Source organism: Kocuria arenosa (assembly GCF_042879215.1).
In the GTDB taxonomy this organism is placed as follows: domain Bacteria; phylum Actinomycetota; class Actinomycetes; order Actinomycetales; family Micrococcaceae; genus Kocuria; species Kocuria arenosa.
Genome location: NZ_JBHZTA010000001.1, coordinates 450,529 through 466,359 on the forward strand (window position 1 = coordinate 450,529; position 15,831 = coordinate 466,359).

A 15,831-nucleotide genomic window follows, 5' to 3' on the forward strand; every position below is an offset into this window, starting at 1 on the left:
GTCCCGCCGGGCGGGGCACCTCGCCCCCTGGCCGGGGCCAGGGGGCGAGGCGCACGGCGGTGCCGTCGTGCGCCGGATCAGACCCGGCTCCGCTCCTCCACCGGCACGTTCCGGCGCGACAGCAGGCGAGCGATGACGGCCAGCCCGGCGACGAGCAGGACCAGCATGAGCGTGCCCAGGTTGAGGCCGACGCCGTGGATGAAGAGGTACGCGACCGCACCGCCCGCGAGGCAGCAGTACGTGGTCACGATGACGGTCTTGCGCAGCAGGTCCCCCTCGCGCCCGAGCAGCCCCACGGTGGCGGAGGCCGCCACGATGTTGTGGATGGCGATCGGGTTGCCGCCGGCGCCGCCGACGGCCTGGGCGGAGACCACGAGCTCGGGCGGCACGCCGATCTGGGCGCCCGTGGAGAACTGGAACTGGGAGAACGTCAGGTTGGACACGGTGTTCGACCAGGCCACGAATGCGCCCAGCGCGCCGATCCAGGGGGCGATCACCGGCCAGGAGCCGCCCGAGATCGCGGCGGCACCCTCGGCGAGGGTGACCGGCATGCTGGAGAGTCCCGACTCGTTGAGGGCCGGACCGGACTGGATGAGCACGCGCACCAGGGGCACGGCGAAGAGCAGCGCCGCGGCCGTGCCCGCCAGCTGGCGACCCGAGACCTCGAACGTCTCGGCGATCTGCCGCCCGTTCATGCGGTGGACGGCGTCGGCGAACAGCGAGGCGAGGATCAGCACGAACCCCGGCAGGTAGAACGGCTGCACGGTGGTGGTGATCCCGGTGCCCAGGATGTTCTCGAACGGGACCGCGAGGCCGGTCAGGAACTCCTTCAGCGGGGCGATGACGCGGCTGGCCACCAGCAGGGCCGCCATCACGGCGTAGGGTGCCCAGGCGCGGACCACGCTCATGTGCGTGGAGACGTCCGTGGCCTCGGCCGGCTCGAGGGTGCCCACGATGCCGTGCATGGCCGCGGTGTAGAAGCCGATCGAGTTGATGAACTCGGGCATGGTGAGTCCGAGGACGCTGACGCGCTCGGCGACCGCGGGATCGCCGCCCAGGCCGTTGGCGACACCGACGAGGATGGGAGTGCCGACCGCCCCGAAGCTGACCGGCGTGCTCTGCACGATCAGCCCCACCATGACGGCGGCCATCGCGGGGAAGCCCATGGCCAGCAGGAGGGGGGCCACCACCGCGGCGGTGGTGCCGAAGCCCGAGACGCCCTCGATGAAGGAGCCGAACAGCCAGCCGATGATGATGGCCTGCACCCGCCGGTCGGCCGAGATGGAGTTGAAGCCGGCGCGGATGGTGGCCATGGCCCCGCCCACGGTGAGGGTGGAGAGCAGCAGCAGGGCGGCGAAGACGATGTACAGCATGGTGACGGCCACGATCAGGCCCTCGAGGGTGGCCGCCAGGACGCCGGCGAAGCTCATCCGCCACACGACCAGCGCCACCACGACGGCGACGACGTAGCCCACCGGCATCGCGAACTTGGCGGGCCAGCGGAACCCGGCCAGGAGCACCCCCACCACGAGGAGAGGCAGCAGGGCCAGGAGGCTCAGGACAGCAAGATGGTCCACGGAGAGATCCTTTCGGGCCCCTCGGAGGGGCGGGGTGAGGAGAGAGGACGAGTGCGCGCGGTGGGTCGGCCCGCAGGACGGCGCAATGGTCTGACCACAATGGTCTGACCACGAGGGGTAGACGACCCAGATCACGTCCCCCCTCTGTGGCGGGGGACGAATCCGGCGGCACCGGCGTTCGTTGTGGCGCGCATCTCGCTCGACTACTATGGTCAGACCACATGTGGCAGGCCGTCGCCGTCGCCCCTCACCTTTCCGTTCCCCGGAGGTCCCATGAGAATCGCCCTGTTCGCCACGTGCATCGTGGACGCGATGTACCCCCGGGTCGCGCTGGCCACCGTGCGGGTGCTCGAGCGGCTCGGCCACGAGGTGGTGTTCCCGCCGGGCCAGGGCTGCTGCTCCCAGATGCACGTCAACAGCGGCTACTTCGACGACGCCCTGCCCGTGGTCCGCAACCACGTCGAGGCCTTCTCCGCCGCGGACCACGACGTGGCCGTGGCGCCCTCCGGCTCCTGCGTCGCCTCCCTGGGCCACCAGCAGCCGATGGTCGCCCGCGCCGGCGGCGACGAAGCCCTCGCCCGCGGCGCCGAGGCGGTCGCCGCGAACACCTACGAGCTCTCCCAGCTGCTGACCGACGTGCTCGGCGTGACGGACGCGGCCGCACAGCTCGGCTCCTGGTTCCCCCACCGGGTGACCTACCACCCGTCCTGCCACGGGATGCGGCTGCTGCGCCTGGGGGACCGGCAGAAGGACCTGGTCGCCTCGGTCGGCGGCCTCGACTTCGTCGAGCTGCCCGACGCCGAGGAGTGCTGCGGGTTCGGCGGGACCTTCTCCTTCAAGAACCCGGACGTCTCCGCGGCGATGGCCGAGGAGAAGATCGGCAACATCGTCTCGACCGGTGCCGAGCTGTGCACCGGGGGCGACGCCTCCTGCCTGATGCACCTGGGCGGGGCCATGAACCGCCGGGATTCCGGGCCGGCCACCGTCCACTTCGCCGAGATCCTCGCGTCCACCCGCGAGAACCCGCTCGAGGTCTCCGGGCCGGTCGAGCTGTCCATCCCGGGCCCGGGGGCGCGCCGCACGGCATCGTCGTCGACCCCCCGCACGACCGGAGGTGCCCGATGAGCCGCACAGCCCTGGGCATGCCCGCCGTCCGCCCCGTCCACGGCCAGGGGAACCTGCACGCGCAGACCGCGTTCCCCGCCGCCGCGAAGGCCGCGATGGGCAACACGCAGATGCGCGCCAACATCCGCCACGCCACCCACACCATCCGCGGCAAGCGCGCCAAGGTGGCGGGCGAGCTGCCCGACTGGGAGGAGCTGCGCTCCGCCGGCTCCGCGATCAAGGCCCACGTCATGGCGAACCTGCCGGAGCTGCTCGAGGAGTTCGAGCGCAACCTCACGGCCCGCGGCGGCACGGTGCACTGGGCGCGCGACGCCGCCGAGGCCAACCGGATCGTCACCGAGCTCGTGCAGGCCACCGGGTCCACGGACGTCATCAAGATCAAGTCCATGGCCACCCAGGAGATCGGCCTCGAGGAGCACCTGGCCGGCCACGGGATCACGGCCACGGAGACGGACCTGGCCGAGCTGATCGTCCAGCTCGGCCACGACAAGCCGTCCCACATCCTGGTCCCGGCCATCCACAAGAACCGGCACGAGATCCGTGACATCTTCCTCGCCGGGATGGCCGAGACCGACGAGACGCTCACGTCCGAGCCGCGCGACCTCGCGGAGGCCGCCCGCACCCACCTGCGGGAGAAGTTCCTCTCCACCTCCGTGGCGGTCTCCGGGGCCAACTTCGGCGTGGCCGAGACCGGGACGCTGACCGTGGTGGAGTCCGAGGGCAACGGACGCATGTGCCTGACCCTGCCCGAGACCCTGATCACCGTGATGGGCATCGAGAAGATCGTGCCCACGTTCCAGGACCTCGAGGTGTTCCTGCAGCTGCTCCCGCGCTCCTCCACCGGGGAGCGGATGAACCCCTACACCTCGATGTGGACGGGCGTGACACCGGGGGACGGCCCGCAGGACGTGCACGTGGTGCTGCTGGACAACGGCCGCACCGCGGTGCTCGACGACCCCGCCGGGCGCTCGGCGCTGCACTGCATCCGCTGCTCGGCGTGCCTGAACGTGTGCCCCGTCTACGAGCAGGCCGGCGGTCACGCCTACGGCTCCACCTACCCGGGGCCCATCGGGGCGATCCTCTCCCCGCAGCTGACCGGCATCGGCTCCGAGCAGAACGCGTCCCTGCCCTACGCCTCCTCGCTGTGCGGGGCCTGCTACGACGTGTGCCCGGTGAAGATCAACATCCCCGAGATCCTCGTGCACCTGCGCGACGAGGACGTGCGCACCCGGCACGGCGAGCGCTCCGACGACGGTGCCGCCGCGGCACCGGCCCGGACCCGGCGTCTCCCGCAGGCCCCGTCCGAGATGGACCTCATGATGAAGGGAGCGTCCTTCGTGATGTCCTCCGGCAAGCGCATGGCGCTCGCCGAGAAGGCCCTGCCGCTGGGCCGGGCGGTCGCGGGCAAGGACCGGGCGATCAGCTGGCTGCCCGGGGCGGCCGGCGGCTGGACCGACGAGCGGGACGTCCCCGCCCCGCCGAAGGAGTCCTTCCGCAACTGGTGGGCCGAGCACGCCGACGAGACCCGGCAGCGGGTGGCCGCCGACGGCGGCCCCGCTCCCGACGGGACTGCCGGCACCACCGGCACTGCCGACGGCCCACAGGACGGGTCCTCGGACGACACTCAGCACGACGGGGGAGCGCGATGACCGACGCCAGGACCGAGATCCTCCACCGGATCCGGGGGGCGCTGCACGACACGCCCGCGCCCGCACCGGCGGAGCGCACCTACCGCCGCACCTCGGACCGGCCGCGAGAGGAGGTCGTCGAGATGCTCGAGGACCGGCTGGTCGACTACAAGGCGGCGGTGCACCACGAGACTCCCGAGTCCCTGCCCGCCCGGATCGCCGAGCTGCTGGGCGCCTCCGCCCGCTACGTGGTGCCGGAGGGCCTGGACCGCTCCTGGCTGCCCGAGGAGTCCGGCATGCGGCGGGTCATCGTGGACCCCAACGACGCCCGGGCGGCCTCCGCCCTCGGGGTGCGGGAGCTCAACGCCGTGGACGCCGTGGTGACCTCCTCGACCGTCTCCTGCGCCGAGACCGGCACGATCTTCCTCACCGGCCGCCCCGACGAGGGCCGCCGGGCGATCAGCCTGGTCCCCGACCACCACATCTGCGTGGTGCCGCTGGACTCGGTGGTCGAGCTGATCCCCGAGGCCCTCGCCCTGGTGGAGCCCACGGCCCCGGTCACGATGATCTCCGGGCCGTCCGCGACCTCGGACATCGAGCTCGAGCGTGTGGAGGGCGTGCACGGGCCCCGGACGCTGGACGTGATCCTGCTCGGCTGAGCACCCCGCCCTGTCGCGCACTGGTCCCTGTCGCGCACTGGTCCTCCGCCGCGCGCCTCCTGCTCCGTACAGTGGAGGTGGTGAGACGGACGAGGAGCGGGGCCCGGGACCTCCCGAGGGAGGGCCCGGGCCCGTACGTCATGGAAAGGACGGCGACGATGCGGGTTCTGGGCAGCCCTGTCGACGAGCAGACGCGGTGCGTGCACTACCGGACGGCGCTGGATGTGATCGCCGTCAAGTTCTGGTGCTGCCGGGAGTACTACCCTTGTCATCTGTGCCACGAGGAGACCGCCGGCCACCCGGCGGCGCAGTGGCCGGCCGAGGAGCAGGACGCCGAGGCCGTGCTCTGCGGGGTCTGCGGCCACGAGCTCTCCGTGCGCGAGTACCTGGCGGTGGAGGGCTGTCCGCGGTGCGCGGCACGGTTCAACCCGGGTTGCGCCCTGCACGCTGACCTGTACTTCGAGCCGGCACCGCCGGACTGAGACACTGCGGACCGCGACGTCCCGGGACGGAGACCCCTCGGGACGGAGACGTCGCGGGACAGCGGCATCGCCTCCGGGACCCACCGGGCGTGGTGCGGCAGCGTCCGCGGACCGGTGAGCACGACGAGGAGAGGAAGGCTTCCACGGTGTCGATCAAGCATCCGCTGCGGGACCGGTCCCGCCGGGCGGAGCCTTCGGCCGCGCCGGGTCCGCCGGGGTCGCAGCGCTCGGACATCCGGCTGACGGGCGTCTCGGTCACCCGGGAGGGCCAGGACGTCCTGCGGGACATCGACCTGGTGATCGAGGAGCAGCGCGTGGCGGTGATCGGGCTCAACGGCTCGGGCAAGTCCACCCTGGTGCGCCTGTTCAACGGTCTGCTGCTGCCCACCCGGGGCGCGGTCCAGGTGGGCGGGCTGTCCACCGTGAAGGACGCCAAGCTCATCCGCCGCCAGGTGGGGTTCGTGTTCCAGAACCCGGAGAACCAGATCGTCATGCCGCTGGTGGCCGAGGACCTCGCCTTCGGGGCGAAGAACCTGGGCCTGCGCGGGGCCGAGCTCACGGCTCGGGTCGACGAGGTCCTGGAGCGGCTGGGCATCGGCCACCTGCGCGAGCGGGAGTCCTACGCCCTGTCCGGCGGCGAGAAGCAGCTGGTGGCCCTGGCCTCGGTGCTGGTCATGGAGCCGGCCACGATCGTCTTCGACGAGCCGACCACGATGCTCGACCGGCGCAACCGGCGACGGCTGCAGGCCACGATCGACGACCTCGACCAGCGGGCCGTCGTGGTGACCCACGACCTGGAGCTGATCGGCGGCTACCAGCGCGTCCTCGTGGTGCACGAGGGCCGGATCGCCTTCGACGGCGCTCCCGCCGCCGCGGTCGAGTTCTACTGCCGGATCAGCGACTGATGGGCGCGGCCCGGCGGCAGGACGCCCGCAGCGGTGCTGATCGGCACGACGCCGCCCGGGCGCGGGGCGGTGGAGGGCACGGCGCCGGCCCCACCGGCGTGCTGGCCCGGATCCCCGCCGGATACAAGTTCGCGTTCCTGTTCGCCGCCAGCCTCGGCATCTACGCCGTGGGGAGCCTGGCCGTCCAGGTCGTGGTCTTCGCCCTGGCCGTGGCCGCGGCAGTGCTCACCCGCACCCCGTTCGCCCGCCTGGTCCGGATGCTGGCGGGGCTCGTGGTCATCGTCGGGATCGTGTTCCTCACCCTGGGGCTCACCACGACCTGGGAGGCCGCGGCGGTCTCGGCGCTGCGACTGCTCAGCCTGTGCCTGTTCGCCTGGGCGGTGAGCCTGAGCACCACGTTCGGCGAGATGCTCGCCCTGTTCGAGCGGCTGCTGGCACCGACCCGGCACCTGGGGCTGAACCCGGCCCAGATGAGCCTGGCCCTGTCGATGACGATCCGGTTCATCCCGCAGATCCGCACCCAGTACCTCGAGGTCCGGGAGGCGCAGTTCGCCCGCGGTCTGCACAACAGCCCGGTGGCCGTGCTGGTGCCCCTGCTGGTGCGCACCCTGGAGTCGGCCCAGGAGATCGCCGCGGCCCTCGACGCCCGGTGCTACGATTCCGCGGCACCACCACGGCGCGCCGTCCCGTCCGCCACCGACTGACATCTGTCCCACGTCTTCGTTCCCGCCCCGCACGCCCGCGCCCCTCCGCTCGTCCCCGCTCCCAGCAGCCCGACCCGAAGGACCCCATGGCCACCGACACCTCGCAGACCACCCAGAACACCGTCCTCGTGGCCGTGTTCGCCGCCCTCATCGCCGCCCTCGGGCTGGTGCCGCCGATCACGGTCGGGATCATCCCGGTGCCCATCACCCTGCAGACCCTCGGGGTGATGCTCGCCGGTGCCCTGCTCGGGCCGGTGCGCGGCATGCTCTCCGTCGTCGTCCTGCACGCCCTGGTGCTGGCCGGTCTGCCGCTGCTGGCCGGGGGCCGGGGCGGGCTCGGGGTGTTCCTGGGCCCGACCGGCGGCTACCTGATCGGCTGGATCCCGGCGGCCCTGGTCATCGGTGCGCTGGTGCAGCACTGGGCGATCCGGCGCACCGGCCGCGCGGCCCGTTTCACCGCCGTGCTGCTCAGTGTCGTGGTGGGAGGGATCGTGGTGATCTACGCCTTCGGCATCCCGTGGACGGCCGTGGTCACCGGGCTGCCGCTGTCCACCTCCGCCCTGGGCTCCCTCGTCTTCATTCCCGGGGACCTGCTCAAGGCGGTCGTGGCGACCCTGGCCGCGATCAACGTCCACCGCAGCTACCGCCGGCTCCTGGGCGGGGTGCAGACCACCGCCCGCTGACCACCCGGGAGCGCTCCCCACGGAACGAGCCACCACCACCGAGGACGAGGACATGCCCTTTCTGGACCGCCTGAACCGCTGGGCCGAGGAGCGCCCGCAGGAGCCCGCCGTCGTCTGCGGGAACGACCTGCTGAGCTGGGGCGGGCTGCGCGCCGCGGCCGCGGCCCTGGCCGCCTCGGGCGAACCCACGGGGATCCTGCGGCGGCCCAACGGCACGGGCTTCGCCGTCCGGTGGGCCGCCGGAGTGGCCGAGGAGCGCGTGTGCGCCGTCCTGGACCCGTCCTGGCCGGAGGAGGTGGCCGAGCGAGTGCAGGACCACTGCGCGGCACGACTCCCCGTCGATCCCGCTCCCGCGCGGCTGCGCGACGGCGACCCCGCCTCGGCGTTCCTGATCGGTCTCACCTCGGGCACCACGGCCCTGCCCAAGGGCTTCCGCCGCAGCCGCGGCTCCTGGCGGCGCTCCTTCGAGGCCTCCGTCGCGCACTTCGGGCTGGGACCGGAGGACCGCGTGCTGGCTCCCGGCCCGCTGACGTCGAGCCTGAACCTGTACGCCCTGTCCGAGTGCCTGTACGCCGGGGCCGCATTCGTCACCCTGCCGGGCTTCGGCGTCGCCGCCGCCCACACCGCGATCACCGGCCACGGAGTGACCCGCCTGGTGCTCGTGCCCACCATGCTGCGCGTCCTCGCCGAGCGCGGCCTGGCCGCCGGCGTCGACGCGAGCGGTGTCACGGCGATCGTGTGCGCCGGGCAGAAGCTGGACGCCACCACGCTGGAGGCGGCCCGCCGCTGGGCCCCGCACGCCGCGATCTGGGAGTACTACGGCGCCGCCGAGCTCGGCTTCGTCGCCGCCCGCCGCCACCGCCCGGGCGAGCCCGCCGACGAGCCCGCCGACGAGGCTGCTGAGGAGGCCGCTGAGGAGTTCACCGAGATGTCCGCAGACCTATCCGGCACCGCGGTGGGCGCTCCGTTCCCCGGCGTGGAGGTGGCCGTCCTGGACGAGGACGGCCGTCCCGTGCCGGAGGGGGAGGTCGGCACCATCGGTGTCCGCTCGGAGCTGGTCTGCGACGGCTACCTCTGGGGCGACGACGGCCAGGCCTTCGGCCGGCTCGGCGGCCTGGCCACGGTCCGGGACCGGGGCGTCCTGTGCGACGGGCAGCTGCACGTGCTGGGACGGGCCTCGGAGATGATCAACACCGGAGGGCTCAACGTCTATCCGCACGAGGTCGAGGCGGCCCTGGCCATGGTGCCCGGAGTGGCCGACGTCGTCGTCGCCGGTCTCCCCGACGCGGCGCGTGGAGAGCGGATCGTGGCCGGCGTCCTCACCACCTCCGGCGAACCGGACCGGGAGCGGCTCCGGGCCGGCCTGGAGCACCGGCTGGCTCCCACCAAGCGACCGCAGGAGTACTGGGAATTCCACGAACTGCCCCTGACCGCGAGCGGCAAGCTCAGCCGCGCGCTGTTCCGCGACTGGATCCTCGAAGGAGATGCCCGTGTCCGTCCGCTCGGCTGATGCCCCCGTGCTGGTGCTGGCCCGGCGCACGCCGCTGGCGCGCGCCGGGACCCTGCTCGACGGCGTGCCCGTCCACCGGCTGCTGGCCCCGGTGCTCCGCTCCCTCCTGGCGGACTCGGGCCTGGACCCCGCCCAGCTCGCGGACGTCGTGGTCGGCAATGCGGTGGGGGCCGGCGGCAACCTGGCCCGGCTCGCCGCCCTGGAGGCGGGTCTGCCCCTGTCCGTGCCGGGCCTGACCGTGGACCGGCAGTGCGGCTCCGGCCTGGACGCCGTGGTGCTGGCCTGCCGGCTCGCCCAGGGCGGGGCCGGCCGGGCCTTCCTCGCCGGCGGGGCGGAGAGCATCAGCACCGCACCGCTGCGCGGACGACGACGCGAGGACGGGACGGTCGAGTTCTACCGCCGCGCCCAGTTCGCCCCGGAGCACCTGGGCGATCCCGGCATGGGCGAGGCCGCAGAGACCGTCGCCCGCGAGCACGGGGTCGACCGGGAGCGGCAGGACGCCTACGCCCTGCGCAGCCACCGGCGCGCCCTGGCCGCCGTCGAGGCGGGGGCGTTCGAGGCCGAGCTGGTGCCCGTGACGGGGCCGCGCGGTGAGGTGCGCGCAGACAACGGCCCCCGCCGGAATCTGACCGCCGGGCTGCTGGCACGGTTCCCGCCGGTGTTCGCGACCGGCGGGTCCGTCACGGCCGGCAACTCCTGCGGGGACGCCGACGGCGCGGCCGCCGTCCTCGTCACGGACCCGGCCACGGCACGGGGACTGGGGCAAACGGAGGGACTGGCGTTCCGCGGCGCGGCCACGGTCGGGGTGGACCCGGCACGGCTGGGCATCGGCGCCGCCGTGGCCGCCCGGCAGCTGCTGGCGGAGCAGGGCGTGGCCGTCCAGGAGCTGGCGGCGGTCGAGTTCAACGAGGCCTTCGCGGGGCAGGTGCTGGCCTGCACCGACCTGCTCGGTCTCGACGAGGAGGTGCTCAACGCCGAGGGCGGCGCCCTGGCCCTGGGCCACGCCTACGGTGCCTCCGGGGCGGTGTCCGTGGTGCGCCTGCTCGCCAGGTCACAGGCCCTTCCTCCCGGAAGTCTGCTGCTGGCCATGATCAGCTCCGCCGGGGGCATCGGCACAGCAGCCCTTTTCGAGAAGGTCGCGTTCTGACCGGAGCGCCCGGCCGTTCTTGTGCCCCTCAGCGCGTCCGCTGCGCCGTCGGTCCCTCGGCACCGTCCAGGGCCGGGTAGGACGGACCGTGCTCCCCGAGCACGGTGACCCCGCGCCGCACGTTGTAGTACACGTCCCGCAGCGTCCAGCTGCGCAGATCCGTGCGCTCCCGCCGCGGAACGGACTGCCGGCCCACGGTGGCGAACACGAGGAGCAGCGCCAGGAGGTAGAGTCCGCCGACCATGAGGAACTCCTTCTCGCGACCATCGTCGCGTAAGGGTCTAACCTGATGATGACACTCACGTTAGCCGTGGAAAGGGTAAGTAGTCAAGTGCATTTTGCCTATGACACCGAAGACGTGCTCGAGTCCGACGTGGCACTGATGAACACCGCGCCGGGCGCCTCCCGCTCCGGGGAGGACGAGCTTGTCACCACTGCGCAGCTGCGGGCTCTCCTCCAGGAGCACGGCTGGTCGGGGCGCTTCGACCGCGACGAGCAGGAGCTGGCCGAGGTGCGCGAGGTGCGCCGCGAGCTGCGGCGGGTCTGGGCCCTGGACCGGGACGCCATGGTGGAATCGGTCAACGCCGTGCTCGACACCACCGAGCTCGCTCCGCACCTGGCCCGGCACGACGGGAAGGACTGGCACCTGCACGCCTCGCCCTCGGAGGCCCCCCTGGCCGCCCGCCTGCGCCTGGAGACGGCGTTCGCCCTCGTGGACGTGATCCGCGCCGACGAGACGGACCGGCTGCGGGAGTGCGGAGCCGAGGACTGCGACGGGGTGCTCCTGGACCTCTCCCGCAACCGCTCCAAGCGCTTCTGCAGCCAGCGCTGCGCCAATCGCACCAACATGACCGCCTACCGCCGGCGCCAGGCCGGCGACACCGACGATCGCCCGGACGAGGGCGCCGGGGCGTGAGCCGGCCCGGCTGACCGGCCGGTGCGGCGGACGGAGCGTCGTCGTCGTTCGTCACGGACCGCGCCGCCGGACGCCTATTTCCATGATTTTCTATCGAGTGCTTCCTAGGCTGAGCGAGTGAAGGAATCCTCGCTCATCGCCGTCGTGTTCGTCGCCGCCCTCGCCCTGGGCAGCGGCACCCTCGCGGCCCAGATCGCATCCCAGTCCGACGAGGAGGTCCAGGCGGCGCCACTGCCCTCGTGCACCGTCCTCGACCGGTCCGAACTGGTCCCCGGGACCGGCGCCCTCTACGGCGTGAACCTCGACTGGGAGGACAAGCCGCTGGCCGACTACGTCGAGCGGCTGGGCCACCGGCCCGCCGTGTCCGTGTCCTTCACAGGATTCCCCTACGACGAGCGCGGGCACGACTACCTGCGGATGGCGGCCGACCAGGTCCGGGCCGACGGCCAGATGCTGCTGCTGACCCTCGAGCCCGAGGGCGGGCTCGCAGAGGTCACCGACGACGCCGTGCGGCAGCTGACCACCGACCTCGCGGCGATCAACGACTCCGGGGTGCCGGTGGTCGTGCGCTTCGCCCACGAGATGAACGGCTCCTGGTACGCCTGGGGCCACCAGCCGACCGCCTACGTGGAGGCCTATCGGCGGGTGGCCAACGCGGTGCACGAGCACGCCCCCGGCTCGGCAATGATGTGGGCCCCGAACTACGGGGGCGGCTACCCGTTCGCCGGCGGGCAGCACGAGGCCGAGCCCGGCAGCGCCGACTTCGCGGCCCTCGACACCGACGGGGACGGCGCGCTGACCATGGCCGACGACCCGTACGCCCCCTACTACCCGGGGGACGACGCCGTGGACTGGGTGGGCATGTCCCTGTACCACTGGGGCGACGCCCACCCCTGGGGCGAGAACGAGCTGCCCGAGCCCGGCAAGTTCGCCGCCCAGCTCACCGGCGCCTACTCCGGCGCTGGCGGCGACGACCGCGCCGTGCCCGACTTCTACGCCGAGTACGGGCAGCGGCGCGGCAAGCCCGTGGCCATCCCGGAGACCGCAGCCCTGTACAACCCGGCGGTGGGCGGTGCCGACGAGCTGGCGATCAAGCAGGCGTGGTGGGGCCAGGTCTTCGACGAGTCGATTCCCCAGGTCTTCCCGCAGCTGAAGATGATCAGCTGGTTCGAGTGGAACAAGCACGAGGTCGAGATCGACGGGCCCGTGGACTGGACGACCACCAACACCCCCGCCGTCCGGGACGCCTTCACCGCGGATCTGCCCGACTGGCTGCGCTGGGGCCCGGAGGAGAGCTGCACCGCGCCCGGTTCCTGAGCGCCTGCGATCCGGGCGCGGCAGGAGCACACTGGGTCCATGAGGATGATGCTGCTGACCGCGGGCACCCGCGGCGACGTGGAACCGTTCGCCGCCCTCGCCCGTTTCGCCGCCGGCCACGGCCACGAGGTCCGCCTGGGCCTCCCCGACTCCTCCGGCGTGGACCTGTCCGGGCTCGACACCGTCAGCCTGGAAGTGGACTTCCACCGGCTGGTCCAGGAGCACGGGATCTCGCCGTGGACGGCCGTGCGGCACCTCCGCACCGAGGTGGGACCCGGCATGCGCCGGATGCTTTCCGCCGCCGTGCGGGAGACGGTCGCGTTCGCGCCGGACGTGGTGGTCCATCACCCCAAGGTGCTCACCGCGCCGGCGGTGGCGCAGGCCCTCGGCGTCCCGCACGTGGTGGTCGAGGCCGTTCCCGTGCTCACCCCCACCCGGCAGTTCCCGGCGCCCGGCGTGGTGAACCGGGACCTCGGCCGGTTCAACCGCGCCACCTACGCGGCCGTCCGGGGCGCCGAGCGGATGTTCCGCCGGGACATCGACCGGGCGTGCGCCCAGCTGCCCGACGGCCGGCCAGCCTCCGTTGCCGCCCCCGCCGCCACCCTGCTGTCGATCAGCCCGCAGCTGCTGCCGCGCCCGGACGACTGGCCGGCCTCCGTGCACCTCACCGGGTCCTGGCACTCCGGTGCCCCGGTGCCGGAGCCCGATGCCACCGTGCTCGAGTTCCTCCGGGGCGGGCCCTACCTGGTGGCGACCTTCGGCTCCATGGCGTCCGGAGATCCGATGGCCCGGGGGAGGGCCGTGGTGCAGAGCGCCCGCGCCCACGGGCTGCGCACCCTGCTGCTCACCGGGTGGGGCGGCCTCGCCCTGCCGGACGATGTTCGGGGCGACCTCCGGGACGACGACGTGCTCGCCGTGCCGTCCCTGCCGCTCGACGCGGTGCTGCCCGGTGCGGCGCTCGCCGTCCACCACGGCGGGGCCGGGACCGTCCACACCGTGGCCCGGGCCGGCGTCCCGCACGTGGTGGTGCCGTTCCTGGCCGACCAGCCGTTCTGGGGCCGGCAGCTCCACGGACTCGGCCTCGCTGCCGCGCCGATCCCGCAGAAGAAGCTCACGGTGGAGCGGCTCACCGCGGCGATCGACGACGCCCTCGGCTGTCGTTGCGCTGCGGAACGAGTGGGCCTTGAAGTGCGGAGGGAGCGCGGGCTGCAGAGCGCGTTGTCCGTGCTCGCCTCCTGCTGACCTCCGAAAGGCACCAAGTCGGTGTAGTTTGCCTTTGGAAATACAATGCTGCCCGGCGTCCGGCCCGGTGCACCGAAAGGCAAGGACACGCATGGGCGGCGACGAGCAGGCGGAGCGCACCACAGTGGTGGAACGGCTGCGCGGCGTGGCCCGAGCAGACGCACGGGACGGGGTCGAGGGGACTCAGGAACTGGAGCGCGCCCTGGAGTTCCTCGGGGAGCTCGACCTCCGGACGCTGCGGGAGATCGAGCGGGAGCTCGCCCGTCCCGACAGCATGATCGCCAGCCCGGCCATGGGAGCCCACGGGGGCCTCACCGCGTTCCTGGGCACGCGCTACGCCGCGGCCTTCCCCGCCTCCCGCTACCACCCGAGCACACCCGTCCCGCAGATCCGGGCCCGGATGCTGGACACCCTGGTCTTCCGGGACGTCCGGATCGCCCATGGCGGCACGATGTTCGACCGTTCCGTGCGAGGAGTCCAAGGAGCTCTGGGACTGCCTCCGCGCGACAGTCTCGCGGAGACGGGCTTCCCCGAGTACGGGGCGGCGAGCGTGTTCCTGCTGCTCGACGTCGCGGCGTCCTTCGCGACCGTGCAGCTCAGCAAGACCTCCGCCCACATCACCGCCTCCATGGGCTACTCGGGCATGGACGCCTATGCGGACGCCCTCGACGCCTGTCACTTCATGACCGCCGCGTTCGCCAAGCACCTCCTGCGGTCCCGGCCGGACCCCGAGAAGCTGGTGGCCATGGCGGCGCGCGGCCGGCTGGACGCCTTCGGGATCTCGCCCACCGATGTCGACGGCGACCGTCTGCTCGCCGAGCTCTCGAAACTCCGGGACCGGTTGCCGGAGTTGAGCGATGCGTACTCCTCCTGGAACCCCGCGGGGGACGCCGTCCGGCGACAGCCCCCGGCCACCGCGGGACGGGAGGACGAGATCCGGACATCCTTCGTCGTCTCCCGGCGCCCGGGGCGGCCGCGGACCGCCGGTGAGGCCGAGCAGCACCACCTGTCCCGCAAGGACTGGTCCTGGTGGGTGCGCGGGCACCGGGCTCAGCTGGCGACGGTGCTGGCGATTGCCGCGATCGCGATCTTCTGGTGGTCGGCACGGGCGTCCGCACTGGAGCTCTCGGGCAGGCTCATCGTGCTCGCGGGCCTGATGGGAGCCGTCGCGGCCGCCGCTCTGGCCGCTCTGCTCGACTCCCGGGCGCAGGCCTTTTTCCGGGCGGCCGAGGGGCTCAGCAGGTACACCGTGCTGCAGGGGCGGCGCGACGCGCAGTTTCTGGACGCTCTGCACGCACTGCGCCCGGACCTCTTCGCCGGTGCCCGGCACGCCGGCCTTCCCCGGCTCGTCACCGTGGTGGTCGAGCGCAACGGCGTGCTGTTCCTGGGTCGCGGCGCGCGTCCTCCTGTGGTCGCGGCGTTCCACTGGTTGCACGTCCCGCGGATCATTGTCCCCGAGGACCCACCCGGGACACCCCGCCGGCGCGCGCACCGGGTGGCCTTCGTCGTCCGCAAGGATGGGTCCGATGTGGTGCTCGGCCTCCCGCTCGAGTGGGCGAAGGTGGCCTGGACGCAGCGCAACTACCTCGGGAACAAGCCACTGGAAGCGGTGCTCGCGCTCGTGCAGGGCCTGCGGCACACCTGGGCACTGCCCCCGCTCGGCGCACGCAATCACGGTGACAATGAGGACACCTCCGAGCGCCTGCGCCTGCTGAGCGGCGCCGACGAGCTGGCCGGCACCCGCTGGGAGCAGGAGGCCCTCGACTGGGAGTTCGCATCCCGTCCGCCACTGGAGCTCGCGGGTGCCCCCGCGGTACGCCGGGAACAGGTCGTGCTGGCAGCGGTCGTCGTGGTCATGGCACTCGGGTGCGTCTTCGTCCCGCCTGTGCTGTCCTGGCTCGTCAGCTGACCTGGAGGTCCACCGGCCGAAGGGCTC

Annotated in this window: 15 protein-coding genes; 13 read left to right on the top strand and 2 right to left on the bottom strand. The window is 72.9% G+C overall.

The genetic code is table 11. The annotated features are described in order from the left end of the window. Positions 1–77: 77 nt before the first annotated feature. Complete coding sequence (locus tag ACFYE3_RS02130; RefSeq protein WP_387605254.1) at positions 78–1,577, bottom strand: L-lactate permease; 1,500 nt, start codon at positions 1,575–1,577, stop codon at positions 78–80. A 273-nt stretch (positions 1,578–1,850) separates the two neighbouring features. Here ACFYE3_RS02130 and ACFYE3_RS02135 point away from each other — a divergent pair, with 273 nt between their 5' ends. The 9 genes from ACFYE3_RS02135 to ACFYE3_RS02175 all read left to right on the top strand — a co-directional run bounded on the left by ACFYE3_RS02135 (position 1,851) and on the right by ACFYE3_RS02175 (position 10,420). After that, the gene (locus tag ACFYE3_RS02135; RefSeq protein ID WP_387605252.1) at positions 1,851–2,702 is read left to right on the top strand and encodes a (Fe-S)-binding protein; all 852 of its coding nucleotides are present in this window, start codon (positions 1,851–1,853) and stop codon (positions 2,700–2,702) included. Then, positions 2,699–4,351, top strand: a complete 1,653-nt coding sequence (locus ACFYE3_RS02140) for a lactate utilization protein B (RefSeq protein WP_387605249.1) — start codon at positions 2,699–2,701, stop codon at positions 4,349–4,351. The genes ACFYE3_RS02135 and ACFYE3_RS02140 overlap by 4 nt, the downstream gene beginning before the upstream one ends. Continuing rightward, positions 4,348–4,989, top strand: coding sequence for a LutC/YkgG family protein (locus tag ACFYE3_RS02145; protein ID WP_368830580.1), 642 nt, complete (start codon positions 4,348–4,350; stop codon positions 4,987–4,989). Before ACFYE3_RS02140 ends, ACFYE3_RS02145 begins: the two co-directional genes overlap by 4 nt. Before the next feature lie 158 nt (positions 4,990–5,147). Continuing rightward, a complete protein-coding gene (locus ACFYE3_RS02150; protein ID WP_387605247.1) occupies positions 5,148–5,471 on the top strand; it encodes a CHY zinc finger protein in 324 nt (107 codons plus the stop codon). Between the two features lie 146 nt (positions 5,472–5,617). Continuing rightward, the gene (locus ACFYE3_RS02155) at positions 5,618–6,376 is read left to right on the top strand and encodes an energy-coupling factor ABC transporter ATP-binding protein (protein WP_387605245.1); all 759 of its coding nucleotides are present in this window, start codon (positions 5,618–5,620) and stop codon (positions 6,374–6,376) included. Further along, positions 6,376–7,080 (top strand): energy-coupling factor transporter transmembrane component T family protein, encoded by a 705-nt coding sequence (locus ACFYE3_RS02160; RefSeq protein ID WP_387605243.1) that lies wholly within the window; start codon positions 6,376–6,378, stop codon positions 7,078–7,080. Before ACFYE3_RS02155 ends, ACFYE3_RS02160 begins: the two co-directional genes overlap by 1 nt. An 86-nt stretch (positions 7,081–7,166) precedes the next feature. Further along, positions 7,167–7,763, top strand: coding sequence for a biotin transporter BioY (locus tag ACFYE3_RS02165; RefSeq protein ID WP_387605240.1), 597 nt, complete (start codon positions 7,167–7,169; stop codon positions 7,761–7,763). A gap of 52 nt (positions 7,764–7,815) precedes the next feature. Continuing rightward, complete coding sequence (locus tag ACFYE3_RS02170) at positions 7,816–9,273, top strand: class I adenylate-forming enzyme family protein (protein WP_387605237.1); 1,458 nt, start codon at positions 7,816–7,818, stop codon at positions 9,271–9,273. Next, positions 9,248–10,420, top strand: coding sequence for a thiolase family protein (locus ACFYE3_RS02175; RefSeq protein WP_387605235.1), 1,173 nt, complete (start codon positions 9,248–9,250; stop codon positions 10,418–10,420). Before ACFYE3_RS02170 ends, ACFYE3_RS02175 begins: the two co-directional genes overlap by 26 nt. A gap of 28 nt (positions 10,421–10,448) precedes the next feature. Here the strand turns inward: ACFYE3_RS02175 and ACFYE3_RS02180 are convergent, their stop codons facing one another. After that, a complete protein-coding gene (locus tag ACFYE3_RS02180; protein ID WP_387605233.1) occupies positions 10,449–10,664 on the bottom strand; it encodes a hypothetical protein in 216 nt (71 codons plus the stop codon). 87 nt (positions 10,665–10,751) lie between these two features. Here ACFYE3_RS02180 and ACFYE3_RS02185 point away from each other — a divergent pair, with 87 nt between their 5' ends. The 4 genes from ACFYE3_RS02185 to ACFYE3_RS02200 all read left to right on the top strand — a co-directional run bounded on the left by ACFYE3_RS02185 (position 10,752) and on the right by ACFYE3_RS02200 (position 15,804). Next, complete coding sequence (locus tag ACFYE3_RS02185; protein ID WP_387605231.1) at positions 10,752–11,336, top strand: CGNR zinc finger domain-containing protein; 585 nt, start codon at positions 10,752–10,754, stop codon at positions 11,334–11,336. Positions 11,337–11,453: 117 nt separating this feature from the next. Continuing rightward, positions 11,454–12,653, top strand: coding sequence for a glycoside hydrolase family 26 protein (locus ACFYE3_RS02190; RefSeq protein ID WP_387605229.1), 1,200 nt, complete (start codon positions 11,454–11,456; stop codon positions 12,651–12,653). 39 nt (positions 12,654–12,692) lie between these two features. Continuing rightward, the gene (locus ACFYE3_RS02195; RefSeq protein ID WP_387605226.1) at positions 12,693–13,895 is read left to right on the top strand and encodes a glycosyltransferase; all 1,203 of its coding nucleotides are present in this window, start codon (positions 12,693–12,695) and stop codon (positions 13,893–13,895) included. 91 nt (positions 13,896–13,986) lie between these two features. Further along, a complete protein-coding gene (locus tag ACFYE3_RS02200; protein ID WP_387605223.1) occupies positions 13,987–15,804 on the top strand; it encodes a hypothetical protein in 1,818 nt (605 codons plus the stop codon). Positions 15,805–15,831 lie beyond the last annotated feature (27 nt).

Coding starts and splice junctions, on each gene's coding strand:
- ACFYE3_RS02140 (WP_387605249.1), top strand. CDS start 2,699: ATGAGCCGCACAGCCCTGGGCATGCCCGCCGTCCGCCCCGTCCACGGC.
- ACFYE3_RS02160 (WP_387605243.1), top strand. CDS start 6,376: ATGGGCGCGGCCCGGCGGCAGGACGCCCGCAGCGGTGCTGATCGGCAC.
- ACFYE3_RS02145 (WP_368830580.1), top strand. CDS start 4,348: ATGACCGACGCCAGGACCGAGATCCTCCACCGGATCCGGGGGGCGCTG.
- ACFYE3_RS02180 (WP_387605233.1), bottom strand. CDS start 10,664: ATGGTCGGCGGACTCTACCTCCTGGCGCTGCTCCTCGTGTTCGCCACC.
- ACFYE3_RS02170 (WP_387605237.1), top strand. CDS start 7,816: ATGCCCTTTCTGGACCGCCTGAACCGCTGGGCCGAGGAGCGCCCGCAG.
- ACFYE3_RS02175 (WP_387605235.1), top strand. CDS start 9,248: ATGCCCGTGTCCGTCCGCTCGGCTGATGCCCCCGTGCTGGTGCTGGCC.
- ACFYE3_RS02135 (WP_387605252.1), top strand. CDS start 1,851: ATGAGAATCGCCCTGTTCGCCACGTGCATCGTGGACGCGATGTACCCC.
- ACFYE3_RS02165 (WP_387605240.1), top strand. CDS start 7,167: ATGGCCACCGACACCTCGCAGACCACCCAGAACACCGTCCTCGTGGCC.
- ACFYE3_RS02150 (WP_387605247.1), top strand. CDS start 5,148: ATGCGGGTTCTGGGCAGCCCTGTCGACGAGCAGACGCGGTGCGTGCAC.
- ACFYE3_RS02195 (WP_387605226.1), top strand. CDS start 12,693: ATGAGGATGATGCTGCTGACCGCGGGCACCCGCGGCGACGTGGAACCG.
- ACFYE3_RS02200 (WP_387605223.1), top strand. CDS start 13,987: ATGGGCGGCGACGAGCAGGCGGAGCGCACCACAGTGGTGGAACGGCTG.